The 24,967-nt window shown below is 64.9% G+C and carries 20 protein-coding genes and 1 other RNA gene; 13 read left to right on the top strand and 8 right to left on the bottom strand.

Annotated features, from left to right (window positions below; genetic code table 11):
* Positions 1-9 precede the first annotated feature (9 nt).
* From HB860_RS09265 to emrD, 6 genes are all read left to right on the top strand, one after another.
* Positions 10-672, top strand: a complete 663-nt coding sequence (locus tag HB860_RS09265; protein ID WP_139439479.1) for a glutathione S-transferase family protein — start codon at positions 10-12, stop codon at positions 670-672.
* A gap of 200 nt (positions 673-872) precedes the next feature.
* On the top strand, positions 873-2,399 hold the full coding sequence (locus HB860_RS09260) for an ABC transporter substrate-binding protein (RefSeq protein WP_247626427.1): 1,527 nt from the start codon (positions 873-875) through the stop codon (positions 2,397-2,399).
* On the top strand, positions 2,396-3,358 hold the full coding sequence (locus HB860_RS09255) for an ABC transporter permease (RefSeq protein ID WP_247626426.1): 963 nt from the start codon (positions 2,396-2,398) through the stop codon (positions 3,356-3,358). Before HB860_RS09260 ends, HB860_RS09255 begins: the two co-directional genes overlap by 4 nt.
* Positions 3,359-3,360: 2 nt before the next feature.
* Positions 3,361-4,167 carry an ABC transporter permease gene (locus HB860_RS09250; RefSeq protein ID WP_247626425.1) on the top strand — a complete coding sequence of 269 codons (807 nt, stop codon included), beginning with the start codon at positions 3,361-3,363 and terminating at the stop codon, positions 4,165-4,167.
* Positions 4,164-5,594 carry an ABC transporter ATP-binding protein gene (locus HB860_RS09245; protein ID WP_247626424.1) on the top strand — a complete coding sequence of 477 codons (1,431 nt, stop codon included), beginning with the start codon at positions 4,164-4,166 and terminating at the stop codon, positions 5,592-5,594. Before HB860_RS09250 ends, HB860_RS09245 begins: the two co-directional genes overlap by 4 nt.
* 288 nt (positions 5,595-5,882) lie before the next feature.
* Entirely contained in the window at positions 5,883-7,082 is a 1,200-nt protein-coding gene (emrD, locus tag HB860_RS09240; protein WP_202045974.1) for a multidrug efflux MFS transporter EmrD, read from the top strand.
* 95 nt (positions 7,083-7,177) lie between these two features.
* On the opposite strand, the gene HB860_RS09235 is transcribed toward emrD, so the two are convergent.
* The 8 genes from HB860_RS09235 to zapA form a co-directional block, all read right to left on the bottom strand.
* A complete protein-coding gene (locus HB860_RS09235) occupies positions 7,178-8,323 on the bottom strand; it encodes a Gfo/Idh/MocA family protein (protein ID WP_247626423.1) in 1,146 nt (381 codons plus the stop codon).
* Positions 8,320-9,417, bottom strand: a complete 1,098-nt coding sequence (locus HB860_RS09230; RefSeq protein ID WP_247626422.1) for a sugar phosphate isomerase/epimerase family protein — start codon at positions 9,415-9,417, stop codon at positions 8,320-8,322. Before HB860_RS09230 ends, HB860_RS09235 begins: the two co-directional genes overlap by 4 nt.
* Positions 9,418-9,566: 149 nt before the next feature.
* Positions 9,567-10,520, bottom strand: a complete 954-nt coding sequence (locus tag HB860_RS09225; RefSeq protein WP_247626421.1) for a substrate-binding domain-containing protein — start codon at positions 10,518-10,520, stop codon at positions 9,567-9,569.
* A gap of 115 nt (positions 10,521-10,635) precedes the next feature.
* Positions 10,636-11,628 carry an ABC transporter permease gene (locus tag HB860_RS09220; protein WP_247626420.1) on the bottom strand — a complete coding sequence of 331 codons (993 nt, stop codon included), beginning with the start codon at positions 11,626-11,628 and terminating at the stop codon, positions 10,636-10,638.
* Entirely contained in the window at positions 11,609-13,096 is a 1,488-nt protein-coding gene (locus HB860_RS09215) for a sugar ABC transporter ATP-binding protein (RefSeq protein ID WP_247626419.1), read from the bottom strand. Before HB860_RS09215 ends, HB860_RS09220 begins: the two co-directional genes overlap by 20 nt.
* 48 nt (positions 13,097-13,144) lie before the next feature.
* Positions 13,145-14,161 carry a LacI family DNA-binding transcriptional regulator gene (locus HB860_RS09210; RefSeq protein ID WP_247626418.1) on the bottom strand — a complete coding sequence of 339 codons (1,017 nt, stop codon included), beginning with the start codon at positions 14,159-14,161 and terminating at the stop codon, positions 13,145-13,147.
* A gap of 202 nt (positions 14,162-14,363) precedes the next feature.
* A non-coding RNA gene (gene ssrS, locus HB860_RS09205) (6S RNA) lies at positions 14,364-14,546 on the bottom strand.
* A gap of 16 nt (positions 14,547-14,562) precedes the next feature.
* Positions 14,563-14,895, bottom strand: a complete 333-nt coding sequence (zapA, locus tag HB860_RS09200; RefSeq protein ID WP_139434231.1) for a cell division protein ZapA — start codon at positions 14,893-14,895, stop codon at positions 14,563-14,565.
* A 173-nt stretch (positions 14,896-15,068) separates the two neighbouring features.
* Here zapA and HB860_RS09195 point away from each other — a divergent pair, with 173 nt between their 5' ends.
* From HB860_RS09195 to HB860_RS09165, 7 genes are all read left to right on the top strand, one after another.
* Positions 15,069-15,638 carry a UPF0149 family protein gene (locus HB860_RS09195; RefSeq protein ID WP_139434232.1) on the top strand — a complete coding sequence of 190 codons (570 nt, stop codon included), beginning with the start codon at positions 15,069-15,071 and terminating at the stop codon, positions 15,636-15,638.
* A 208-nt stretch (positions 15,639-15,846) separates the two neighbouring features.
* On the top strand, positions 15,847-17,070 hold the full coding sequence (ubiH, locus tag HB860_RS09190; protein WP_247626417.1) for a 2-octaprenyl-6-methoxyphenyl hydroxylase: 1,224 nt from the start codon (positions 15,847-15,849) through the stop codon (positions 17,068-17,070).
* A 99-nt stretch (positions 17,071-17,169) separates the two neighbouring features.
* A complete protein-coding gene (locus tag HB860_RS09185) occupies positions 17,170-18,390 on the top strand; it encodes an FAD-dependent 2-octaprenylphenol hydroxylase (RefSeq protein WP_247626416.1) in 1,221 nt (406 codons plus the stop codon).
* A gap of 387 nt (positions 18,391-18,777) precedes the next feature.
* Complete coding sequence (gene gcvT / locus HB860_RS09180) at positions 18,778-19,875, top strand: glycine cleavage system aminomethyltransferase GcvT (protein WP_247626415.1); 1,098 nt, start codon at positions 18,778-18,780, stop codon at positions 19,873-19,875.
* A gap of 78 nt (positions 19,876-19,953) precedes the next feature.
* The gene (gene gcvH, locus HB860_RS09175) at positions 19,954-20,343 is read left to right on the top strand and encodes a glycine cleavage system protein GcvH (RefSeq protein WP_005329287.1); all 390 of its coding nucleotides are present in this window, start codon (positions 19,954-19,956) and stop codon (positions 20,341-20,343) included.
* 220 nt (positions 20,344-20,563) lie between these two features.
* On the top strand, positions 20,564-23,440 hold the full coding sequence (gcvP, locus tag HB860_RS09170) for an aminomethyl-transferring glycine dehydrogenase (RefSeq protein ID WP_247626414.1): 2,877 nt from the start codon (positions 20,564-20,566) through the stop codon (positions 23,438-23,440).
* A 210-nt stretch (positions 23,441-23,650) separates the two neighbouring features.
* The gene (locus HB860_RS09165; protein WP_247626413.1) at positions 23,651-24,934 is read left to right on the top strand and encodes a DUF2336 domain-containing protein; all 1,284 of its coding nucleotides are present in this window, start codon (positions 23,651-23,653) and stop codon (positions 24,932-24,934) included.
* Positions 24,935-24,967: the final 33 nt, after the last annotated feature.

Genomic DNA, 24,967 nt, shown 5'->3' with positions numbered 1-24,967 from the left:
GAGTCCAAGATGATAGAGTTGTACACTGCCGCCACGCCCAATGGGTTCAAGGTGTCGATCGCCCTCGAGGAGCTGGGATTGCCTTACAGGGTGATCCCGCTGGATTTCTCGACCATGGAGCAGAAGAAGCCCGAGTTTCTGGCCATCAACCCCAATGGCCGCATTCCGGCCATCGTCGATCGGGATAACGGTGACTTCGCCGTGTTCGAATCCGGCGCCATCCTTATCTATCTGGCGGAAAAAACCGGCAAGCTGCTGCCGCAGGATCCCAAGCGCCGCTCCCAAGCCATCCAGTGGCTGATGTTCCAGATGGGTGGCGTCGGCCCCATGATGGGGCAGGCCAACGTCTTCTACCGCTACTTCCCCGAGAAGATCCCGGCGGCCATAGAGCGCTACCAGAAGGAGGGGCGCCGCCTGTTCGAGGTGCTCGACGGTCACCTGGCGCACCATGAGTACCTGGCCGACGAGTACAGCATCGCCGACATCGCCACCTGGCCCTGGGTGCGGATCCATGACTGGAGCGGCATCTCCATCGAGGGCCTGCCCCATCTGCAGGCCTGGATGGCGCGCATGGAGGCCAAACCCGCCTGCCAGAAGGGCATCACCATTCCGCCCCGCAACGAGAGCCCCGAGGATCAGGTCAAGCGGGCACAGCAGATGGTGACCCGCTAGGATGATGACGATGGCCCGATGACGGGCCATCGCTTTTTATGATTGCCGCCCCATTGCCCGCCTGCTGGGCCGCTCATCTGTTCCCCCTTTCCCGCTGCAAATAAGCCATCTATCAAAAATGAAAAGTCATTCATCTCGATTAATTGTTATGTTATAACGCCAACATTTGGTTGGTAATCATTATCGTTTGGATGGAAAGGATGACAAAAATACACGCCCGTTGGGGATGGTGCGCCCTGGTGTTGATGGCCGGGATGAATGTTGCTCACGGCAAGCCGCTGGCCATGGTGGGGCCCTGGGAGATCCACAGTGTCGACCCTGCCAGCAACGGGGTCTTCTTTACCCGCATGCAGGTGGCAGAGACCCTGGTCGAGGTCGACAGCCAGGGCAATCTGCAGCCCGGGCTCGCGAGCCAGTGGTCTCGCTCCGAGGATGGCCTGCAATGGCGATTCACCTTGCGCCCCGGGGCCCGCTTCCACGATGGCAGCGAGGTGAGCGCCGAGCAGGTCGACTTTGCCCTGCAGCAGGCATGGCGCAAGCCCGGTGTCATGACCAGCGCCCCCATCGCGTCCATCGAGGCCCATGAGGGGGCCCTGCTGGTCACCCTCACGGGCCCCTTCGCCCCCCTGGCCGCCGTGCTGGCTCACCCCAGCACCCAGATCCTGGCGAAGGGGGCCTATGATGCCAAGGGGGAGGTGACCCAGGTCATCGGCTCTGGCCCCTATCGCATCACCCGGTTGCAGCAGCCCCAGCGAGTCGAGACCGAGCGCTTCGATGGCTGGCAGGGCCCCCAGCCTGCCATCTCGCTGGTGAGCTACCTGACGGTGGGCCGCGCCGAGAGCCGCACCCTGATGGCCGAGAGCGGTCAGGCCGACATTGCCTGGGGGCTGGATCCGGTCAGCATCCGCCGCTTGCAGCAGGCGCCCCGGGTCTCCATCGTCTCCGTTACCCTGCCGCGCACCATACAGCTCAAGCTCAATGGGGCCGATCCTCTTCTGAAGGATCCGGCGGTGCGCCGTGCCCTCAGCCTCGCCATCGATCGCCGTGGCATGGCGGCGGCCCTGCTGCGGGATCCCGAGATGGCGGCGACCCAGCTCTTCCCTCCCACCCTGGGGGAGTGGCATCAACCCGGGCTGACCCCGCTCGCCTATGACGTCAAGGCGGCTCAGGCAGCCTTGGCGGCGGCAGGCTGGCTGTTGGGGGCGGATGGCGTGCTGCACAAGGGGGAGGAGCGTTTCGCCCTGACCTTGCGCACCTTCCCGGATCGCCCGGAATTGCCCCTGCTGGCCACGGCACTGCAGGCGCAGTGGAAGGCGGTGGGGGTGGACCTCAAGGTGGCGGTGGGCAACTCGAGCGAGATCCCGGCCGGTCATCAGGATGGCTCGCTCCAGCTCGGCCTCTATGCCCGCAACTATGCCCTGGTGCCGGATCCCCTGGTCACCCTGCTGGGGGATCTGGCCCCCGCCGGTGCCGACTGGGGGGTGATGAACTGGCAATCCCCGACCATGGAGCAAACACTGGCCCGCCTTGGCAAGGAGACCCTGCCCGCAGGGGAGGCCGCGGCACTGCGCCGTGACATCGCCACCACCCTGCAGCAGGAGTTGCCCCTCCTGCCCATCGCCTGGTATCGCCAGAGCGCGGCGGTCAGCCGTGAGCTGAAGGGCTTTGAGCTGGATCCCCAGGAGCGCAGCTACCGTCTGGACAAACTCACATGGAGCACACAATGACAGCGGCGCCCTTCTCTGCCGTCATGGGAATACTGGGCCAGCGGCTGGTGCAGGCGCTGATGGTGGCCCTGCTGGTGGCTGGGCTCTGCTTTCTGATGGTGCAATCCCTGCCCGGGGACATCGCCTTTCGCATCGCCGCGGGCCGCTACGGCTATGACTATGTCACCGCCGAGGCCGCCAACGCGGTGCGAAGCGAGTTGGGGCTGGCCGGCTCGGCCCTCTCCCGCTTCGGTGACTGGCTGGGCGCCCTGCTGCAGGGGGATCTTGGCAGCTCCCTGGTGACGGGCGCACCTGTGGCCAGCGAGGTGGGCCACCACCTGGGGGCCACCCTGTCCCTGGCGGTGGCCGCCGTGGCCCTGGCCCTGTTGCTGGCGCTGCCGCTCGGCAGCCTGAGCGCCCTGCGTCCGGGGGGATGGTGCGATCGCCTGACCCTGGGCTGGAGCGTGCTGATGCGCGCGCTGCCTCCCTTTCTGCTCGGCCTGGTGCTCATGGTGCTGCTCTCGGTGGAGCTGGGCTGGGTCAGCGCCGCCGGTCACGGAGAGGGGAGCAACCTGCTGTTGCCCGCCCTCACCCTGGGGCTGGGGCTTTCGGGTGTGCTCTCCCGGGTGGTGCGCGAGAGCGTGCTCACCGTGGTGCAGTCCGGTTATTACCGTTTCGCCCTCACCAAGGGGCTCTCGCCCGCCCGGGTCTTCAGGCGTCACGGCCTGCGCAACACCGGGGTCAGCGTCATCGCCTACACAGGGGTTCAGCTGGTGCTGCTTATCGAAGGGGTCGTGGTGGTCGAGAGCCTGTTCGCCTGGCCCGGCATCGGCCATGCCCTGGTACATGCCATCTTCTGGCGCGACATCCCCATGGTGCAGGGAACCGTGCTGGTGCTGGCGGCGCTCTTCGTGCTGCTCAATACCTTGACGGATCTGCTCTGCCTCGCCATCGATCCCCGCGGTCCCAAGGAGTCCTGATCATGTCTTTCTCTGTCAAGGCGGGAGCAAGCCTGCTCCTGCTGGTGGTGCTGTTCGCGCTGCTGGGCCCCGTGTTCTGGCCCGATCCCGCCGCCCAGGATCTGGTGCAGTTCCTGGCCGATCCCTCCTGGCAGGAGCCGCTCGGGCGGGATCAGATGGGCCGCAGCCTGATGGCGCGGCTTGCGGCGGCGACCCGGCTCTCCCTGCTGCTGGGGATGCTGTGCGTCCTGACGGCGGCCCTGCTGGGGTCGCTGCTGGGCTGGCTCTCAGCCTGGCGCGGCGGCTGGGTCGACGGCCTGCTGCGCAGCCTGGCCGACGGCGTGTTGGCCCTGCCGAGCCTGCTGCTGGTGCTGCTCTTCTCCGCCATGGCCCAGGGGGGCTTCGCCATCCTCTATCTCGGGTTGGCCATGGCCCAGTGGGTGGAGTACTACCGGGTGGTGCGTGCCCGCAGCCGGGCGCTGCTTGCCTCGCCCCAGGTGGAGGCGTCCCGGCTGCTGGGCTTTGGCAACGCCCACATCCTGCGGCGCCACCTCTGGCCCGAGCTGGCTCCCCAGCTGCTGACCATGATGGCCTTTGGCCTCGCGGGGGCCATCCTGACCCTCTCGACCCTGGGCTTCGTCGGGGTGGGCATCCAGCCACCCACCCCTGAGCTCGGCCTGATGATGACGGAGGCGCTGCCTCACTATCAGGAGGCGCCCCGCCTGCTGCTGGCCCCCATACTGGTGATGGGAGTGATGCTGCTGGCCCTGGTGCTGCTCAATCAGAAGGGCACTCTTCATCCTGGATCCCCGCAAGGAGTCACCCCATGACGACCATTCATATCAAGGGCCTGCAGGTGGATGACGGTCGACAGACCCTGCTGCAGGCGCTGGATCTCACCCTGCTCCCCGGCAGCGCCTTGACCCTGATAGGGGAGAGCGGCTCGGGCAAATCCCTGCTGGCCCATGCCCTGATGGGGACCCTGCCTGCCCCCCTGCGCGGCCGGGGTGAGATGGCGATGGGCGGCCTGTGCCACAGCCTGGCGGACCCCCAGGCTGTGCGCGCCCTCTGGGGGCGGGAGCTGGCCATGCTGCCCCAGGAGCCGGTGCTGGCGCTGGACCCCACCATGGGGCTGCTGCCCCAGGTTGAGGAGGGCTGGCTGGCGGGCGGCAAGGAGGCGCGCTCGCGGGCGCGGGACGCCCTCGAGCGGCTCGGGCTTGCCGGGCGGGAGCGCCATTTCCCGCACCAGCTCTCCGGGGGCATGGCCCAACGCGCCGCCTTTGCCGCCGCCACCCTGGGGCAGGCGCGCCTGCTCATCGCCGACGAGCCCACCAAGGGGCTCGACCGCCGGGCCAGTGCCAGGCTGCAGACATTGCTGCAGGGCTATCTGACCGAGGGGCGCCACCTGCTGACCATCACCCATGATCTCTCCCTGGCCCGGGCGCTGGGGGGCTGGGTGCTGGTGGTCAAGGGGGGTGAGATAGTGGAGCAGGGGCCCGCCGAGCAGGTGCTGCAGGCGCCTTCCCATGCCTACACCCGCGCCCTGCTGGCGGCGGAGCCCTCGGCCTGGCCCGAGGCCGTGCATCCTCCGACCGGCGACTGGCTGCTCAGGGGGGAGGGGCTCGCCATGGGTTACGGGGAGCAGACCCTGTTCGAGGGGCTCGACCTGCCACTGGCCCGGGGGGAGCGGCTCGCCATCATGGCGCCGAGCGGTGCGGGCAAGAGCACCCTCGGCAATGTGCTGTTGGGGTTGCAGCGCCCGCTGCGAGGGCGGGTGCTGCGCCAGGGGGACATAACCCCCCACCGCTGGCAGAAGCTCTATCAGGATCCGGTGCAGGCCTTCGCCAGCCGGGTGCGTCTCGCCACCCAGTTTGACGATCTGCTGCGCCTGCACCGGCTGCCCCGCCAGCCCCTCACCGACTATCTGGCGAGGCTCGGCCTCGATGAGAGCCTGCTGAGCCGGCTGCCGAGCCAGGTGTCGGGGGGAGAGCTGCAACGGCTGTCCCTGATCCGGGCCCTGCTGCTGCGCCCGGTGCTGCTGTTTGCCGACGAGCCCAGTTCCCGGCTCGATCCCCTGAGCCAGCAGCAGACCGTCACCTGCCTGCTGGGGGAGCTGGCGGAGATAGGCTGCGCCCTGCTGCTGGTGACCCATGACGAGGCGCTGGCGGGCAAGGTGGCCGGGCGCTGCCTGCGACTGGGGGCGGCGGGCACACCCGAGCATGGGCTGGCGCCCGCCGGGTTGGGGCGGGTGGGCTAAGGGGAACGGGGCGTCTGGGCACAGGCGCCTCGCTCCCGTTCGATGTCAGTTCGACGGGGCCGCAGGCCCCGTCACATTAGAAAAACTTGGGAAAGCAGATTATAAAGATTCGTTCGTTTTTTGTGACATGAATCACTAAGATCACCGCAAGCCAAAGAGCGTCCTGCTCCTGGCGGGTGCGGGTCCTCCGCCTTGCGTTTCACCTTTGATTGACCCTGTTTATTGGATCCCCTCTGCGGTTCTCTGCCAGAGGCGGGCAGCTTTTCGATGATTTTTCGGGACTGAGATATGTATCGGCACAGTTTTTATCCGCTGTTTTTCCTGACCATTCTGATGGTCGCCGTGGGCCAGATGACCCAGACCCTCTATGTGCCCTCCATTCCCATGATGGCGGGGGACTTTCATGTGGCCTCCGGCCAGTTGCAGGCGGTGATGGCCTGCTACCTGATCCCGTACGGCCTCTCCCAGTTCGTCTACGGTCCGCTGTCTGATCGCATCGGCCGTCGCCCCGTGCTGCTCATCGGCATGATGGTGTTTCTGGTGGGCACCCTGACCATTCAGCTGATCCCGCACTTTGCCGCCCTGCTGGCCGGCAGCTTCATCCAGGGACTGGGCACGGGGGCCGGTGGCGCCATGAGCCGGACCGTGATGCGGGATCGCTACAGCGGCGCCGAGCTCAACCGCGCCAACAGCCTGGTGAGCATGGGGGTGATCTTCTCCCCCCTGCTGGCACCCGTGCTGGGGGGCTGGCTGACCGAGCTGTTCAACTGGCGCGCCGGCTACTGGTTCCTGTTCGGCTTCGGCGCCCTGACCACCCTGGCCCTGCTGGCCTGGTTTGGCGAGACCCTGCCAGCGAGCGCCCGTCAGCAGCCACTGCGGGTCGGTGCCGCCTACCGTCACGTGCTCGGCAACCCGCGCTTTCAGGGCAACCTGCTCTGCCTGATGGCGACCTTCGCGGGACTCGCGGTATTCGAAGCGGCTGCCGGGGTGCTGCTCGGCGACGTGCTCAAACTGAGCGCCCGCACGGTGAGCGTGCTGTTCGTGCTGCCGCTGCCCGGCTACCTGTTCGGCGCCTGGCTCTCGGCCCGTCTGAGCTTTCGCCTGAGCCAGGGCAAGCTGATGCGCCTTGGCATCGCCTTCCTGGGACTGGGGGCCCTCATCATTCTGGTGCCTGGGCTGTTCGGGGTGGTGAGTGCGGCCTCCCTGGTCGGGGGCGCGGCTGTCTACTTCATCGGCAGCGGCATCCTCTACCCGACCGCCACCTCCTGCGCCATCGAGCCCTTCCCGGGTCAGGCGGGCACCGCCGGGGCCATCCTGGGGGGCATGCAGAACCTGGGGGCCGGTATCGTCACCCTGCTGGCCGCCAGCTTCCCGATGGAAGGGCAGGTGACCCTGGGGGCCATCATGGTGGTGATGGTGCTGATCGTGGCCCTGAGCTTCCTCTGGCTGCGCCACCATGGCTCCCCCCACGAGCAGATGGCCGTCTGAGGCAGCCAACTCAGGTACAGAGCCCGCCCTCGTCGGCGGGCTTTTTGTTGTCCGGTGCCTAGGGAGGGCCGCTCGCGGCCTTGCGCCATGGCGGGTCAGGAGAGCGGCAGCCAGCGTCCGTCGGCGGCGTGGCTGGCCAGACTGGTCTCGATGAAGCGCATGCCCGCCACCCCGTCCTCCACAGTGGTGAGCGCCAGGCTCTCGGGGGGCGGGGCCTCCCCGGCCGCCAGGGCGTGGATCTGCAAGGCCGCGTCCGTGTAGAGCTGGGCGAAGGCCTCCAGATAACCCTCGGGATGACCGGCGGGTACCCGGCTGGCATGGATCGCCGCCAGGCTTGCCACCCGGCCCCGGGTCAGCCGCTGGCTGGCCCCGCCAATGGGGGTCAGCCAGAGTTCATTCGGTGTCTCCTGGCGGAAGATCAGGCCGGCCTTGTCGCCATAGAGGCGGATCTGCAGCCGGTTCTCCTCGCCGCTGGCGACCTGGCTGGCGTTGAGCGATCCGCGCATCCCCTGGGGGTAGCGCAGCCAGACCTGCAGATGATCGTCCACCCGCCGCCCCGGCACGAAGCTGTGCAGCAGGGCTGCGAGTTCATGTGGCAACTGCCCGGTGATGAAGGCCGCCAGTTGGTAGGCATGGGTGCCGATGTCGCCGAGGCAACCGGCCCGGCCGGCGCGGGTCGGGTCGGCCCGCCAGTCCGCCTGCTTGTTCTGACCCGGGGGGATGGGGTTGGCGAGCCAATCCTGCAGGTATTCGACCTGCACATAGCGCAGCTCCCCCAGCTCGCCGGCGGCGACCAGCTCGCGGGCGTGGCGCACCATGGGGTAGCCGGAGTAGGTGTGGGTCAGGGCAAACAGCCGCCGCCGCTGGCGGGCGAGCCGGGCGAGTTCTTCCCCCTCGGCCAGGGTCAGTGCCAGCGGCTTGTCGCAGATAACGTGGATGCCGGCCTCGAGAAAGGCGCGCGCCACCGGGGCGTGCAGGTGATTGGGGGTGGTGATGGCCACCACCTCTATGCCGTCGGATCTGGCCGCCTCGGCCTGGGCCATCCTGGCGTAATCCTGGTAGGCGCGGGCCGGATCCAGCCCGAGGGCGAGGGCGCTTGAGCGGGCGTTGGCGGGATCGGCGGAGAGGGCGGCGGCGAGCAGCTCATAGTGATCGTCCATGCGGGCCGCCAGTCGATGCACGGCGCCGATGAAGGCCCCCTGGCCGCCGCCGACCATGCCCAGACGCAGTCGTCTCTTCATTTTTTCTCTCCCATCTTGCCGCCCGGATGACCGCTTACGCTGTCGCCGAGGCCTAGCAGGCTTCTGACCGTCTCCCGCGCCAGGCCGCTGCCCGCGAAGTCATCGAAGGGGCGCTCGGCGACCCGGATCAGGTGGCGGCGGATGAAGTCGGCCCCCTCGGCGGCGCCATCCTCCGGGTGCTTGAGGGCGCACTCCCACTCCAGCACGGCCCAGCCAGGGTAGTCGTACTGGGCGAGCTTGCTGAAGATGGCGCCAAAGTCTATCTGGCCATCTCCCAGGGAGCGAAAGCGCCCCGCCCGCCCGAGCCAGGGGGCGTAACCCCCATAGACTCCCTGGCGCCCCGAGGGCCTGAATTCCGCATCCTTCACGTGGAAGGCGCGCACCCGCTCGTGATAGAGGTCGAGGAAGGCGAGGTAATCGAGCTGCTGCAACAGCATGTGGCTGGGGTCGTAGAGCACGTTGACCCGAGGGTGGTCGCCGGTCGCCTCGAGGAAGCGCTCCAGCGTGGCGCCATCGAACAGATCTTCTCCCGGGTGCAGCTCGTAGCAGACGTCCACCCCGGCCTCGCCAAAGGCATCGAGCAGTGGGAGCCAGCGGCGGGCGAGCTCGGCGAAGGCCTCCTCGATGAGCCCGGCGGGCCGCTGGGGCCAGGGGTAGAGATAGGGCCAGGCGAGGGCGCCGGAGAAGGTGACGTGGGCGCTGAGGCCAAGCCTTCGAGAGGCGAGGGCGGCCGCCCTGAGCTGCTCGCCAGCCCACTGGGTGCGGGCGGCAGGCTTGCCGCGCAGCGCCGGGGGGGCGAAGCCGTCGAACAGGGCGTCATAGGCGGGATGGACCGCCAGCAACTGGCCCTGCAGATGGGTGGAGAGCTCTGTGATGACCAGCCCCCGCTCGGCCAGCAGGCCGCTTGTCTCGTCGCAATAGTCCTGGCTGGTCGCTGCCAGGGTCAGATCGAACAGGCGCGGATCCGTCGGCAGCTGCAGGCCGCGAAAGCCGAGGCCGGCGGCCCAGTCCGCCAGGCCGGTGAGGGTATCGAATGGCGGCTTCTCCCCCATGAACTGGGCGAGGAAGATGGCCGGTCCCTTGATGGTCTTCATGGGCACTCCTGAATAAAGGCAGTTAACCCCTCCCAGCCTCCCCCTTCACAAGGGGGAGGAGTAAAAACGCCCTCCCCTGGGAAGGGGAGGGTTGGGGTGGGGCCAAGGCTCCCGCGAAGGGGAGGCCGGGGTTCTCACATATGACAGCCTTAGAACGGGGAGTCGGGGAAGTAGAACTCCTTGGCCGTTTGCGGGGTGATCAGGACAGAGGGGATGATGGTGTTGGCCGGCAGGCGTTCACCCTTGAGGCGGGCCTCTGCGGTGAGCATGATGGCGTCGTACATGAACTTGGGGGAGTAGGAGACGTTGGCCTGGATGCGGGGATCGCTGCCCTCCATCAGGGTCTTGATCGCCCCCTTGGCCCCGGCGCCCCCGAACACCAGCTTGATGTCGGTACGCTTGGCCTGATCGATGGCCTTGAGCACCCCCACCGCCATGTCGTCATCGGCGGCCCAGACGGCGTCGATATGCTTGAAGCGGGTCAGGAAGTCCTGCATCACCTTGAAGGCGTCATCCCGGTTCCAGTTGCCATATTTGGCGTCGAGGATCTTGATCTCCCCGTGCTGCTTCATCACGCCGCTGAAGGCGTCGAAGCGCTCGTTGTCCAGGGTGGTCGGAATGCCGCGCAGGGCGACTATGTCTCCCTTGCCGTTGAGGGTCTTGGCGATGAACTCGGCGGGCAGCTTGCCGAAGGCGGTGTTGTCCCCAGCCACGTAGGCATCCTGGGCGCTGGTGTCCGTCAGCCCCCGATCGACGACGGTGACATAGACCCCCTTCTGCTTGACCTGGGCCACCGGCTTGGTCAGGGAGGCTGACTCGAACGGGAAGATGACCAGCGTATCTATCTTGTTGACCGTCAGTAGATCCTGCAGCTGGTTGGCCTGCTCTGGGGCATTGGCGGCGGTCTTGACGATCACCTTGAGATCGGGATGGGCCTTCTCCAGATCCTCCTTGGCCTTGTTGGCCCACCAGACGATGCCGGCGGTGAAGCTGTGGGTCGCGGTCGGGATGGAGACCCCCAGGGTCATCTTCTCGGCTGCCGAGGCGCTGCCGGCTGCGATCATCAGGGCGCAGGCGCCCAGGGCGTGTAGCATCTTGTTCATCTTGATAGCCTCTTGACTGTTGGGCTTGTGCCCGTTCCTTGTCTCTGGCGAGGGGAGGCCCCGCCACTGGTGTCACTGCCGTTTCTTCGCTTTCGTCTTCCTGTCCACAACAGCCTCAACGCCTGTGTTGCATGAAGGCAACCATGATGATCACTATGCCCTGCACGGCGGCATTGAGGTAAACACTGATGATGCTGGTCAGATTGAGGATATTGCTGATGACCGACAGCAGGATGGCGCCCACCAGGGTGCCGAAGATGCGCCCCTCTCCTCCCCTGAGGGAGGTGCCCCCCACCACCACGGCGGCGATGGCCTCCAGCTCCCACAAGAGCCCTGTGGTGGGCGTGGCTGAGCCCAGGCGCGGCACATAGAGCAGGGTGGCGATGCCGACGCAGAGCCCGAGCAGCGCATAGGTGAGCAGCTTGACCCGATCGACCCGGATGGCGGCGTAGCGCGCCACCTGCTCGTTGGAGCCGATGGCCTGCACATGGCGGCCGAAGGCGGTGCGGTTGAGCAGCAGCCCTCCCGCCAGTGCCACCAGCAGCAGGACCCATACCGGGATGGGCACCCCCAGCAGGCTGCCGTAATAGACGGGGCTGTAGCTATCGCCGAGGGCATCGTCCAGGGTCAGGGCGCCGCCGTCGGCCAGATAGGTCAGCACGGCCCGAAAGATGCCGAGGGTGCCCAGGGTGACGATGAAGGGTTCAATCCTGCCCCGGGTGATCAGCAGGCCGTGACCGGCGCCAAACAGCAGGCCGAGCAGCAGGGCCAGCCCGATGCCGAGCACGACCACCAGCAGGGGGGCATCCACCAGCGCCCCGGCGCCGAGCCGGTTCATGATGAGGATCATGGCCCCGGCGATCAGGGCGGCCATGGCGCCCACCGAGAGATCGATGCCGCCGGACATGATAACGAAGGTCATGCCCACCGCTATGATGCCGATGAAGGCGGTGCGGGTCAGCACGTTGAGCAGGTTGTCCAGGGTGGCGAAGTCGGGGTTGAGCAGGGCGCCGAGCAGGCACAGCAGGATCAGCCCGAGCAGCGGGCCACTCCCCGATAGCAGGGAGAGCAACCGCTCTTTGCGGCTGTCAGTGGGTACCGGTTGCATAGGCGATCAACTCCTCTTCGGTCAGATGGTGGGCGGGCAGCACCGCCTGGAGACGGCCGGCCCGCAGCACGGCGACGCTGTGGCACAGGCCGATCAGCTCGACCAGCTCGCTCGAGATGACGATGACGGCGCGCCCCTCGGCGGCCAGTCGCTGGATCAGGAAATAGATGTCGCGCTTGGCGCCCACATCCACCCCCCGGGTGGGCTCGTCGAGGACGATGACCCTGGGGTCCGGGTGCAGGAACTTGGCGAGGGCCAGCTTTTGCTGATTGCCCCCCGACATCATGCGGGCCCGGGCCGAGTGGGAGCCGGCCTTGATACCGAAGTCATTGATGGCCCGGGTGAGGGCCGCCTGCTCGGCCCCCTTGTCCAGCCAGGGGTGGGCGTAGCGCGCCAGCGTCATCAGGGTGAGGTTCTCGGCCAGCCCGAGCTGCAGGTGCAGCCCCTTGCCCTTGCGATCCTCCGGCAGATAGGTGAGCCCCTGGCGCATGGCGGCGAGGGGACTGTCGATGCGCACGGCCTTGCCCGCCAGCTGGATGCTACCCCCCTTGCGCTCGCGCAAGCCGAGGATGGCCTCGAAGGCCTCGGTGCGACCGGCCCCCACCAGCCCGGCGAAGCCATAGATCTCGCCGCTGCGCACCTCGAAATCGAGGTCGACCACCCAGCCGGGGACGCAGAGTCCGCTCACCGCGAGGGCTATCTCTGCGCCCTCCGGCGGTGGCAGCCTGGGGGGGAACATGTCCGACATCTCGCGTCCCACCATGAGGTTGGCCATCTGCTGGCGAGTGAAGGCCGCCGTCTCCCCCCGGCTGACGAAGCGACCATCGCGCATGACCACCACCTCGTCGGTGATCTGCTTGACCTCGTCCAGCTTGTGGGAGATGTAGATGATGGTGGTGCCCTGGGCCCTGAGCCTGGCGATGAGGGCGAACAGCCGCGCCGTCTCCCCCGGGGTCAGGGTGGCGGTCGGCTCATCCATGATCAGCAGGCGGGCCTGCCGTGACAGCGCCTTGGCGATCTCCACCAGCTGCTTCTCCGCCACGATAAGCTGCCGTACCTTGGTGGAAGGGGCGCGTTGTAGCCCGACCTGCTCCAGATAGTGCTGCGCCCGGGTCGCCATGGTGGGTTCGTCCAGCAGGCCGCCCCTGGTCAGCTCATGGCCGAGGAAGAGGTTCTGGGTCAGGGTCAGGTGCTCGGCCAGGTTGAGTTCTTGATGAATGAGCACGATCCCCGCCTGCTCCGCCTCGCGGGAGGAGTGCCAGCTGCGCGCCTCGCCATCGATTCGGATCACCCCGGCGCTGATGGGCTCGTACCCGGCGAGGATCTTCATCAGGGTGGACTTGCCCGCGCCATTCTCCCCCAGCAGGCCGTAGACCCGCCCCGGCGCCAGGCTGAAGTCGACCCCGTGCAGCACCCGGATGGGGCCGAAGTCCTTGCAGACGCCGCTAAATTCGACACCAAGACTCATCGTCTTCTCCTTTGTCTATCTCGCGCACTCTGCCGACGGGGGCTTGCATCAGGCGCTGGCTCTGCTGACGAGCCGATGGGGGAGCAGGCGCCCGATCAGCGGGGTGTCGGGGGCGTTCAGGCGCTGCAGCAGCAGTTGGGCGGCCTCGGCGCCGAGCTCCTCCATGGGCTGCGCCATGGTGGTGAGCGGTGGATTGAGCTGGGCGGCCATGGGTATGTCATCGAAGCCCATGATGGCGATGTCGTCCGGGATGCGCAGCCCCGCCTCCTGCAAGCGGTGCATCAGGCCGATGGCCAGCGCATCGGCGACGGCGAAGATGGCGGTGGGGCGCTGCGGGCAGTCGAGCAACTGCTGCGCCGCCTCGGCCCCGGCCAGGAAGCCGAGGCTGGTGACCCGGATATTCCACTCATCCGCCAGGGTGAGGCCGGCTTCTGCCAGGGCCTGGCGGACCCCCGCCTCCCGCTGGCGGGCGTAGAGGTAGGCGGGATCCGCGCCTATGAGCGCGATCTGGCGATGGCCCCGACTCAGCAGATAGCGGATCGCCTCCGCCGCCGCCCCCTGGTTATCTATGCCCACGTAGGGAACCGGCATGGCGGGGTCAAACTCGCAGCAGGCGACCCAGGGCAGCGCGTTGATCTCCTGGCTCAGTCCCTGCTGGATGGAGTCGGGATCCAGACAGATGGCGCCGTCGGCTCTGTGGGTGCGCAGCAGCTCGAAGGCCGAGCGCTCCCGGCCCGGATCCGCGCCTGTGTCGCACAGCAGCACGAAGTAGCCGTGCTGGCGGGCCACCCTGTCGATGCCGCGCACTATCTCGATATAGAAGGGGTTGCCGAGGTCGGGCACCATGATGAGCAGCAGCCAGCTTCTGGCGGTGCGCAGGCTGTTGGCCAGCTGATTGACGCGATAGCCGAGCTCGTGGACGGCGCGGTTGACCTTGGCCTGGGTCTTGTCGGTGACCCCCTCCTGATGGTTCAGCACCCTGGAGACGGTGGCGACCGACACTCCGGCCCGCGCCGCGACGGCGGCCATGGAGACGGGATTGACAGGGGCGGGGGCGCGGCTCATTCCAGGTTCCTGTGGTTGAAATGTAATCGATTACATTTTTAGGTGACGCCGGGACAGTTCGCAAGGTTGAAATAACAAAAAAATAACAAATGGCTATTGCATTGATATTGTGGGTATTTTTAATGGCGGTTTTGCTGGGGTGGGGCAGGGCAGGGAGTGCGAATAAAAAAAGCCCGTCATATCAATGACGGGCTCTTGCACTAGGTACCCCGGAGATGCCGTTGCCGGTTTGGGCCCTTGAACCGTGAGTTCAAGGCGGAGTTCTAAACTGGCCGCAGGCTTCTCGGTCGGGCCGAGCATGCGCAATAGTCAGAAGATAGAACTCCTGTTGGGTATGATTATCGGCTCGGGGACTTGAACCGGCTGACGCACACCCCAGGGAATTTTAAAACGGGTCGCGGTTAGGGCTTAAGGCCCTCATCGCTGGAATCACCATATTGTCCGTGCTCGATCAAGGCCGCTTCTATGGTGCGCTGCAGCATCTTGATCCGCTTGTCCATGGTCTCAGAGTATTGGTGGTTCTTCTCTTTTTCAAGGCAGAGCTCATGACAGAAATTGAGCGCGGCCATGATGGCAAGCTGTTCATTGCTGGAGACCTTGGAGCGTTGACGCAGCTCGATAAGCTTGTCACTCAGCTGGTCGGCGGCCTGGCGCAGGGCATCCTGTTGTCCCAAGGGACAGGATACCTTGTAGGGACGTCCCAAAATGACGATTTCTACGGCCTCTATGCTCATGCCTTCCTCAATACGGCGGGGCTGATTCCCGCCTTTATCCACGTGGACAACTGGGCGGGACTATATAGGGCAGATGCAGAAGTTTCAAGGCCTTGCTGGCTCTGGGAGGGGGAGAATGCTAGGATCTCGGCCATAATTTTTGCATATTTGCCTGAACTTTGAGCGGATCTTCGATGAGCAAAACGAACCCCCTGAAATACGCGGCCGTGGCCGACCTGATGGAGCAGCACGAGCTGATGGCGACGGCTGTCGAGGCCCATGGCGTGATCTGCGGCCTGGTGTGCGGTGGCGTGGTACTGGATGACAAGAGCTGGCTGCCCCCTTTCAACGATCTGATCAACGATGGTTTCGGCCTGCCGGCGCCGGTGCGCCAGGTGATGACAGATCTCTATCAGGGGGTCATCGAGAGCCTGATGGCGCAAAAAGGGGTCGAGCTGCTGCTGCCAAGCGACGAGGCGCCGCTGGACGAGCGCATCGATGCCCTGGTGGACTGGTCCCAGGCCTTCCTGGCCGGTTTCGGCGTGGTGCAGCAGGAGCTCTCCAAGGCTTCCGAGGAGCTGCAGGAGATGATCCAGGACATCGCCAGCATCACCCAGGTCTCTGCGGAGTTCGATCAGGAGGATGACGAGAACGAAGCCTCCTTCCTGGTGCTCTACGAACATGTGCGCCTCGGGGTCATGATGGCGTTCGAGGAGTTTGGCAAGCGTCCGGATACCCCGAGCACCCCGCCGACCCTGCACTGAATCCCGCAAGAGTCCCCACTCGGACATAGAAAAGAGCGCCTGATGGCGCTCTTTTTACCTGACGGCTCCGGGCGGGGCAGGGGAGTGCCAGGCGCTCTCTTGCGGGCCAACTGACGGTGCCAAATCGGTTTTTTGCCCGTGGCCTCGCATCCCGCCCCCCGCCTTTGTGATAGCATTGGCCCACGTTTTTAGCCTATGCCCTCTTCTCATGTCTCATTCTGATCCGGTTCACGTCGACGTGGCTATCGTCGGCGGTGGTATGAGCGGCGCCGTGCTGGCCCTCTCCCTCGCCGCCCTGAAGGGGCCGAGCGGTACTCCCCTGCAGATCCTGCTGCTGGAGGCGAGCGCCCCCGAACTCAATGCCCATCCCGGCTTCGATGCCCGCGCCATCGCGCTCTCTGCGGGCACCTGCGAGGCGCTGGCCCGTCACGGGCTCTGGTCCCGTTTTGCCCCTCACTGCGCCCCCATCACCCATATCCATGTCTCGGATCGGGGCCACTGTGGCCAGACCCGGCTCACGGCGGCGCAGTTTGGTCTGCCCGCCCTCGGCCAGGTGATCGAACTCTCCGCCGCCGGCATCGCGCTGCAGCAGGGGATGGACGCCACCGCGAACATCAGGCTGTGCTGTCCGGCCCAGCTCTCCACCATAGCGCCGCAGGAGGAGGGGGTGACCCTGACCCTCGCCAGCGGCGAGCGCTATCAGACCCGGCTGCTGGTGGCGGCCGATGGCGGCAACTCCTTCGTGCGCCAGCACTTCAAGCTGCCGGTCAGTCGCCATGACTATGAGCAGAGCGCCATCATCGCCACGGTCAAGACCGCCGAGGATCCCGCCGGTCGGGCCTTCGAGCGCTTCACCGAAGGGGGGCCGCTGGCGCTGCTGCCCATGCAGGAGGGGCTCTCCTCCCTGGTGTGGAGCGTCCCGCGGGACGAGGCGCAGGCCCTGATGGCGCTGGATGATGCCGCCTTCCTGGCCCGCCTGCAGCAGGCCTTTGGCTGGCGGCTCGGGCGCTTCGTGCGCACAGGGGCGCGCCACCTCTACCCCCTGGTGCTGACGGTGGCCGACTATCCCCTGGCCCAGCGCACCGTGCTGGTGGGCAATGCCGCCCACCTGCTGCACCCCATCGCCGGCCAGGGCTTCAACCTCGGCATGCGCGACCTGGACCTGCTCACCCAGGCGGTGGCCCGGGCGCTCGCGGCCGGGGAGGACATCGGCAGTTTCGAGGTGCTGAGCGCTTACTGGCAGCGGCGCAAGGGGGATCAGGAGCAGACCATCTGGCTCACCTCCTCCCTGGCCCAGCTCTTCTCCAACGGCCATGCCCCCCTGGTGGCTGGCCGCAATCTGGCACTCTCCCTGATGGAGCGACTACCCTGGCTGCAGGCGCCACTCGCCTCCCGTACCCTGGGGTTTGTCGCCGATCTGTGTCGTCAATGAGGTGTGCCCAGAAGAGGCTGCAGCAGACAACTTGATGCGGGGATGCCAGCGGGCGTCCCCCTGCTGATCTTGGCGATCAGCCACGAAAGGATAGAGATGATGCAGATGCAAAATGTGGATGTGGTGATTGTGGGGGGCGGCATGGTGGGCCTTGGGCTCGCCGCCGCCCTCAAGAGCAGCGCGCTCAAGGTCGCCATCGTCGAGGGGCAGTTGCCCGACACCCAACTCGGGGAGGCACCGGACAACAGGGTCAGCGCCCTGAGCCTCGCCAGCCAACGCATCCTGCAGGGGGTCGGCGCCTGGGACGGCATAGTGGCGCGCCGCCTGCAAGCCTACGATAGCATGGCGGTGTGGGAGCAGGACAGCTTCGGCCATATCGGCTTTGATGCCGCCAGCCTGCGCCAACCGGCACTCGGCCACATCGTCGAGAACCGGGTCATCCAGTTGGCGCTGCTCGATGCCATTGCGGGGGCGAGCAACATCAGCCTGCTCACCCCGGCCCGGGCCCAGAGCCTGCAAGTGAGCGAGGCGGGGGCCCTGTTGCTGCTGGAAGATGGCCGCGCCCTCTCGGCGCGCGTGGTGGTGGCCGCCGACGGTGCCCACTCCTGGGTGCGCCGTCAGGCGGACATCCCGCTCACCAGCTGGGACTACGGTCACCACGCCCTGGTGGCGACGGTGCGAAGTGCCGAGCCCCACGAGGCGGTGGCGCGCCAGATCTTCACCCCCGAAGGCCCGCTCGCCTTCCTGCCCCTGTGGGAGCCCAACCTCTGCTCCATCGTCTGGTCTGTGCCCGCCGCGCGGGCCGAGGCGCTGTGCGCCCTGGATGATGAAGGGTTCAGTCGCCAGCTCACCGCCGCCTTCGATGGGCGCCTCGGGCTGTGCAAGGTGGAGGGGGCCCGCAGCGCCATCCCGCTCACCGCCCGCTACGCCCGGGACTTTGCCCGCGAGCGGCTGGTGCTGGTGGGGGATGCGGCCCACACCATACACCCGCTAGCGGGGCAGGGGGTGAATCTCGGCCTGCTGGATGCGGCGGCCCTGGCCGAACAGCTCCTCAAGAGCCAGAGCGCGGGGGCGGATATCGGCCTGCTGGCCAACCTGCGCGGCTATGAGCGCTGGCGCAAGAGCGAGGCCGCCCGCATGCTGGCGGCGATGGAAGGTCTGAAACGGCTATTTGGTGGCAGCCACCCCCTCAAGAAGCTGGTGCGCGGGGTGGGATTGCGGGCCGTCGATGGCCTGGCGCCGCTCAAGCACAGCGTGATCCGGGCCGCCATGGGGTTAGAGGGTGAGCTGCCTGCCCTGGCCAAGGGTGAAAAAATCTAATCTTACTCCCGGGTTTTGACAATAAAACTAATCTGACAAGGCTGAATGCCCCTCCGGGGTGTCAGCCTTTAATGTTGGCGGGAAGCGAAACGTTTTTCTGTAAATTGTGACGTGACGGTAAAAATCAACATTAAATCTCGCGCATGCCGGGTTTGTACTGTTTTTATCACTGTTTTTGTCTTAGTGTCTGGTGTCAGTTTGTCGGTGCGGTATTAGTTTTTTTTGAGCGGCACCCAGGCGCTCTTGTCATATAATCCGCACCGTTCAAGGAATCACTCCTGCCCCACGGGTGGGAACGAGCACAGACCTTGTGGTCCGCCCTCCCGCTGTGCTGGGGAGCCGGAGCGGATTGCGAGCGTTGTCGCGAACGCTTAAGGAAACACAGCGATGATCCAGACTACTGTACTGCATCCCAAACACCTGGAAGCTGGCGCCAAGATGGTGGACTTCCACGGTTGGGAAATGCCCATCAACTACGGCTCCCAGCTGGAAGAGCACCACGCGGTGCGCAGCGATGCGGGCATGTTCGATGTCTCCCACATGACCATAGTCGACCTGACCGGCGAGCGGGTCAAAGCCTTCCTGCAACACCTGCTGGCCAACGACGTGGCCAAGCTCACCGTCCCCGGCAAGGCCCTCTACAGCGGCATGCTCAATCCGGAAGGCGGCGTCATCGATGACCTCATCACCTATTACTTGACCGATACCTTCTACCGCCTGGTGGTGAACTCCGCCACCCGCGAGAAGGATCTGGCCTGGATCCGCCACCACGCCATCGACTTTGCCGTGAGCGTGACCGAGCGCCCCGAGCTTGCCATGATCGCGGTGCAGGGCCCCCACGCCAAGGCCAAGGCGGCCAAGGTGTTCACCCCTGAGCAGAATGCGGCGGTCGAGGGCATGAAACCCTTCTTCGGCGTGCAGGCCGGGGATCTCTTCATCGCCACCACCGGCTACACAGGCGAAGACGGTTACGAGATAGTGGTGCCGCAGGAGAAGGCGTGCGATCTGTGGCAGGCCCTGCTGGACAACGGCGTGGCCCCTTGCGGCCTGGGTGCTCGTGACACCCTGCGCCTCGAAGCCGGCATGAACCTCTACGGCCAGGACATGGACGAGAGCATCAGTCCGCTCGCCGCCAACATGGCCTGGACTCTGGCCTGGGAGCCTGCCGATCGCCAGTTTATCGGCCGCGCCGCCCTGGAGGCCCAGAAGGCCGCCGGCACCCAGCACAAGCTGGTGGGTCTGGTGATGGAAGAGAAAGGGGTGCTGCGTGCCGGCATGCCGGTCACCTTCACCAGCGCGAGCGGTGAGCAGCGCGAAGGGGTGATCACCTCGGGCTCCTTCTCCCCCACCCTGGGTTACAGCATCGCCCTGGCGCGGGTGCCCCGCGACATCGGCGCTGAAGCCCAGGTGGAGATCCGCAAGAAGCTGGTCACCGTGAAGGTCACCAAGCCGGCCTTCGTGCGCAACGGCCAGCCCCTGGTGTAATGATTGATTGCGGCGAAGGGGTGTCCCTTCGCCGACCCATTTTTGTTGAAGCGATCCAAGAGCATAAAGGAAGCACAAATGAGCCATATCCCGAGCGAACTGAAATATGCCACCTCCCACGAGTGGGTTCGTGTTGAAGCCAACGGCGAAGCCGTGGTCGGTATCACCGAACACGCCCAGGATCTGCTGGGAGACATGGTGTTCGTCGATCTGCCGGAAGTGGGCAAGCAGGTGAGTGCCGGCGAAGATTGCGCCGTGGCCGAGTCTGTCAAGGCCGCCTCCGACATCTACAGCCCGGTGAGTGGCGAGATCCTGGCCATCAACGAAGAGCTGGAAGGCAGCCCTGAGCTGGTCAACTCCGACCCCTACGGCGCCGGCTGGCTGTTCCGCATCAAGCTGGACGACGCGGGCGAGCTCGCCAACCTGCTGGATGCCGAAGGCTACCAGAACGTGGTGGACGAAGAGTAATGCCCCCGGGCCCTGCCAACACAGCAGGGCCCTCTTGTATGACTGCCATCCTGCGGCCATGGAGGTTGCAGGAAGGGCGCAGCCTTTGCGCCTTCGGGATGCCCTTGCCGCATTCCCCGTCTGCCTGCGGCGGACACAGAACATGAGTGGAGCCGGTTTCCGCCGGCTATCAGGAACATCAGGTCTTGGTTATCAGGACTTAATACCAGGAAATAGGGAAATGACCCAGTCACTGTTTGAACTCGAGCAAAAAACCGATTTCATCCGCCGTCACATCGGCCCGGGTGAGGAAGAAGTGCGGGCCCTGCTCGCCACCGTGGGGGCCGAGAGCCTGGACGATCTGATTGAGCAGACTGTCCCTGCCGCCATCCGTCGCCCGGGCCCGCTCGGCATCGGCGCCCCCATGACCGAAGTGGAGGCCCTGGCCAAGCTCAAGGGCTATGCCGCCAAGAACCAGATCGCCAAGAGCTACATCGGCATGGGCTATCACGACACCCACGTGCCCCACGTCATCTTGCGCAACGTCCTGGAAAACCCGGGCTGGTACACCGCCTACACCCCCTATCAGCCGGAGCTGGCCCAGGGCCGTCTCGAGGCGCTGCTGAACTTCCAGCAGCTCACCCTGGACTTGACCGGCATGGATCTGGCGAGTGCCTCCCTGCTCGATGAAGCCACCGCCGCCGCCGAAGCCATGGCGCTGGCCAAGCGCATGGCCAAGTCCAAGTCCAACCTCTTCTTCGTGGCCGACGACGTACACCCCCAGGTGATCGACGTGGTCAAGGAGCGCGCGGTGCACTTCGGTTTCGACGTGGCCGTGGGCCCCGCCTCTGACGCGGTGAGCGAAGAGGTGTTTGGTGCCATGTTCCAGTACCCGGGCACCACAGGCCAGGTGAGCGATCTGCGTTCCCTGATCGCCGCCGTCCAGACCCAGAAGGGGCTGGCCTGCGTCGGGACCGACATGCTCTCCCTGCTGCTGCTCAAATCCCCGGGTGAACTGGGTGCGGACGTGGTGTTCGGCTCTGCCCAGCGTTTCGGCGTGCCCATGGGTTACGGTGGCCCCCACGCGGCCTTCTTCGCCACCCGCGATGCCTACAAGCGCTCCATGCCGGGCCGCATCATCGGCGTCTCCAAGGATGCCCGTGGCAAGAACGCCCTGCGCATGGCGATGCAGACCCGCGAGCAGCATATCCGCCGCGAGAAGGCGAACTCCAACATCTGTACCGCCCAGGTGCTGCTGGCCAACATGGCGAGCTTCTACGCCGTCTACCACGGCCCGGTGGGGCTCAAGACCATCGCCTCCCGCGTTCATCGCCTGACCAGCATCCTGGCGCTCGGCCTCAAGGCCAAGGGCCTGGCCCTCAAGCACGACAGCTGGTTCGACACCCTCACAGTGCTGACTGCAGGCAAATCAGAGCTGATCGCCCGTGCCGAAGCGCTGGGCATCAACCTGCGCGCGGATCTGGACGGTGCCGTCGGTGTGTCCCTCTCCGAGACCACCACCCGTGGCGACGTGGCCGAGCTGTTTGATCTGTTCCTCGGCCAAGGCCACGGCCTGGATATCGAGGCCCTCGACAAGGCGGCTCAGGGCCATCAGGCCATCCCGCAGGATTTGCTGCGCACCGACGCCGTGCTGACCCACGAGGTGTTCAACAAGTACCACTCCGAGACCGAGATGCTGCGCTACATCCACCGTCTCGAAGCGAAGGATCTGGCCCTGAACTACGCCATGATTTCGCTCGGCTCCTGCACCATGAAGCTCAATGCCACCGCCGAGATGATCCCGGTGACCTGGCCCGAGTTCGGCAAGCTGCACCCCTTCGCGCCGCTCAAGCAGACCCAGGGCTACCAGCTGCTGCTGGCAGACCTGGAAGACTGGCTGGTGAAGGTGACAGGTTACGACGCAGTCTGCATGCAGCCGAACTCCGGCGCTCAGGGCGAGTACGCGGGCCTGCTCGCCATCAAGAAGTACCACGAGTCCCGCGGCGAGGGGCATCGCGATGTCTGCCTCATCCCGGCCTCCGCTCACGGCACCAACCCGGCCTCCGCCCAGATGGCGGGCCTCAAGGTGATCGTCACCGCCTGCGACAAGGCCGGCAACGTGGATCTGGACGACCTGCGCGCCAAGGCGGCCGAGGTGGGGGACCAGCTCTCCTGCCTGATGGTGACCTACCCCTCCACCCACGGGGTGTACGAGGAGACCATCAAGGAGGTGTGCGACATCGTTCACCAGTATGGCGGTCAGGTCTATCTGGACGGCGCCAACATGAACGCCCAGGTCGGACTGACGGCGCCCGGCTTTATCGGTGCTGACGTCTCTCACCTCAACCTGCACAAGACCTTCGCCATTCCCCACGGCGGTGGCGGCCCGGGCATGGGCCCCATCGGCGTGAAGCAGCACCTGGCACCCTTCGTGGCCGGTCATGCCGTGGTCAAGACCGAACTGGCGAGCCGTGACAACGGCGCCGTGTCTGCCGCCCCGTTCGGCTCGGCCAGCATCCTGCCCATCAGCTGGATGTACATCGCCATGCTGGGTGACGAGGGGCTCAAGAAATCCACCCAGGTCGCCATCCTCAACGCCAACTACCTGGCCAAGAAGCTCGGCGACTCCTTCCCCGTGCTCTACACCGGGCGCAACGGCCGGGTGGCCCACGAGTGCATCCTGGACATCCGCCCGCTCAAGGAGGCTTCCGGCATCAGCGAGATGGACGTGGCCAAGCGCCTGATGGACTACGGCTTCCACGCGCCGACCATGAGCTTCCCTGTGGCGGGTACCCTGATGGTCGAGCCGACCGAATCCGAATCCAAGCGCGAGCTGGATCGCTTCGTGGAGGCCATGACCGCCATCCGTGCCGAGATTGCCCGGGTGCAGGACGGCCACTGGAGCCTGACCGACAACCCCCTGGTCCATGCGCCGCACACCCAGGATGACGTCATGGACGAGCAGTGGAGTCGCGGTTACACCCGCGCCGAGGCGGTTTTCCCGTCCGAGGCCGTGCGCGCCAGCAAGCTGTGGCCCTCGGTGAACCGCATCGACGACGTCTACGGCGATCGCAACCTGTTCTGCTCCTGCGTCCCGACCGAGGATTACGCCAAGTAATAGCGGCGCCCGGAAGGGCTTACAACCCATAAGCACAAGGCCACCCCCAGGGGTGGCCTTGTCGTTTGTAGAGGTGGTTGTGAAGAGTGCGCTGGCACAAATAATCAAAGCTTTGCAGAAGTTGCCGGCGAAAATCGTACTAGCCAAAGTCGATTTCATTTTGTTTGATTATAGGTGTGAGCATTAACGTCAAAAAATGAGGTGGTGGGAATGATTTGTCTGAGTAAGCTCGCTGTTTACGAACGATCTAATATAGCCCGAGATCCGACAACTCCCTCGGCGGTGTTGGTTGCATTGACGAGTGATGAAGAGTCGTTGGTTCGCTACTACCTGGCTCTCAATCCCGCGACTCCTATCGAGGTGATGATTGAGCTGGCGGGTGACGATGATGACGACGTTAGCCGGATTGCATCTAGCTGCCCAGCTCTCCCACCCGATACGTTTATGGCACTGGCAGAACACACAAATGTAGTGACTCGCGTCACTGTGGCCAGAAACCGATCAGCTCCGCCCGAGGCGTTAGCAATGTTGGCGTGTGATAGGGATAAGCATGTTCGCCGTGGTGTCAGCTGCAATCCAATTACACCTATATCTGTATTGGATATGCTAGCCAATGACGCAGAGGAGGATGTTCGAGCGGGCGTGGCCTGCAATCCTACAACACCACCTGATTTGCTTGATCGGGTTCTGAGCCTGATGAACCATGATGAAGTGAAGATCTTGATGGCTGTGGCAAGCAATCCTTCCATGTCGCCAGACACTGTCGGCAGATTGGCGTCTGACGATAGACCAGTAATCCGTACGGCGGCAGCGGTCAACCCCATACTGCCTGTTAATCAAATGGTCGAACTGGCTTGTGATGAGGATAAACATGTTCGCCTAGCTCTCCTCAATAACCCCGCCTTACCAACTCAGGTTCTGCTCAAACTGGCAAGTGATGAGGATGAATGTGTCCGACAAGCCTTAACTGAGCACCCGTCTTTGTCTGCGGAGGTGCTACTCCAACTTGCCTTAGATGATGGAAGGGGCTCCTTTGGTTCCCTGTGGCTGCCCAATGTGCTACTTAAACTGGCTTGTGATGAGGATAATGATGTTAAAAAGGCCCTTATCATTAATCCTCTCTTAACCGCTATGGTTCGGAACAAACTGAATAGAGTCGAGATGCCCTATATTGGAGATAAGGATATTCGAATGGCTTTAATCAACCACCCTGCTATACCCCCTCAATTGTTGCTATTGTTAGCATTGACAGATAAAAACTCTGAGGTGAGAGAGGCTGCACGGCTTTCTGCCCAAGCAAAACCAAATATCTTCTGGCAACAAGAAATCTGGATAATAGCGACGGGGAATGTGATGCACGAAGCTCTATTTTATGCTAAGAAGTCTGTGACTAAAGCCATATTTAATACACTGCACATAGCAAGAAAAGTGCTTTTTAGCGTAAATCATCTATTGAGCTGCAATCCTCAACAAGATTCTAATTTCTTATATTAATATTATTTGACTGCGTTAAACATTTAAGTGTAA

The organism is Aeromonas genomosp. paramedia (assembly GCF_023093515.1).
In the GTDB taxonomy this organism is placed as follows: Bacteria; Pseudomonadota; Gammaproteobacteria; order Enterobacterales; family Aeromonadaceae; genus Aeromonas.
Note: the sequence above shows the minus strand (reverse complement) of the source record. Positions and strands in the feature narration are given on the sequence as shown.

Bases quoted from the DNA above. Each gene is read 5' to 3' on its own strand.
- HB860_RS09265 (WP_139439479.1), top strand. From the start codon at position 10: ATGATAGAGTTGTACACTGCCGCCACGCCCAATGGGTTCAAGGTGTCG.
- HB860_RS09260 (WP_247626427.1), top strand. From the start codon at position 873: ATGACAAAAATACACGCCCGTTGGGGATGGTGCGCCCTGGTGTTGATG.
- HB860_RS09255 (WP_247626426.1), top strand. From the start codon at position 2,396: ATGACAGCGGCGCCCTTCTCTGCCGTCATGGGAATACTGGGCCAGCGG.
- HB860_RS09250 (WP_247626425.1), top strand. From the start codon at position 3,361: ATGTCTTTCTCTGTCAAGGCGGGAGCAAGCCTGCTCCTGCTGGTGGTG.
- HB860_RS09245 (WP_247626424.1), top strand. From the start codon at position 4,164: ATGACGACCATTCATATCAAGGGCCTGCAGGTGGATGACGGTCGACAG.
- emrD (WP_202045974.1), top strand. From the start codon at position 5,883: ATGTATCGGCACAGTTTTTATCCGCTGTTTTTCCTGACCATTCTGATG.
- HB860_RS09235 (WP_247626423.1), bottom strand. From the start codon at position 8,323: ATGAAGAGACGACTGCGTCTGGGCATGGTCGGCGGCGGCCAGGGGGCC.
- HB860_RS09230 (WP_247626422.1), bottom strand. From the start codon at position 9,417: ATGAAGACCATCAAGGGACCGGCCATCTTCCTCGCCCAGTTCATGGGG.
- HB860_RS09225 (WP_247626421.1), bottom strand. From the start codon at position 10,520: ATGAACAAGATGCTACACGCCCTGGGCGCCTGCGCCCTGATGATCGCA.
- HB860_RS09220 (WP_247626420.1), bottom strand. From the start codon at position 11,628: ATGCAACCGGTACCCACTGACAGCCGCAAAGAGCGGTTGCTCTCCCTG.
- HB860_RS09215 (WP_247626419.1), bottom strand. From the start codon at position 13,096: ATGAGTCTTGGTGTCGAATTTAGCGGCGTCTGCAAGGACTTCGGCCCC.
- HB860_RS09210 (WP_247626418.1), bottom strand. From the start codon at position 14,161: ATGAGCCGCGCCCCCGCCCCTGTCAATCCCGTCTCCATGGCCGCCGTC.
- zapA (WP_139434231.1), bottom strand. From the start codon at position 14,895: ATGAGCATAGAGGCCGTAGAAATCGTCATTTTGGGACGTCCCTACAAG.
- HB860_RS09195 (WP_139434232.1), top strand. From the start codon at position 15,069: ATGAGCAAAACGAACCCCCTGAAATACGCGGCCGTGGCCGACCTGATG.
- ubiH (WP_247626417.1), top strand. From the start codon at position 15,847: ATGTCTCATTCTGATCCGGTTCACGTCGACGTGGCTATCGTCGGCGGT.
- HB860_RS09185 (WP_247626416.1), top strand. From the start codon at position 17,170: ATGCAGATGCAAAATGTGGATGTGGTGATTGTGGGGGGCGGCATGGTG.
- gcvT (WP_247626415.1), top strand. From the start codon at position 18,778: ATGATCCAGACTACTGTACTGCATCCCAAACACCTGGAAGCTGGCGCC.
- gcvH (WP_005329287.1), top strand. From the start codon at position 19,954: ATGAGCCATATCCCGAGCGAACTGAAATATGCCACCTCCCACGAGTGG.
- gcvP (WP_247626414.1), top strand. From the start codon at position 20,564: ATGACCCAGTCACTGTTTGAACTCGAGCAAAAAACCGATTTCATCCGC.
- HB860_RS09165 (WP_247626413.1), top strand. From the start codon at position 23,651: ATGATTTGTCTGAGTAAGCTCGCTGTTTACGAACGATCTAATATAGCC.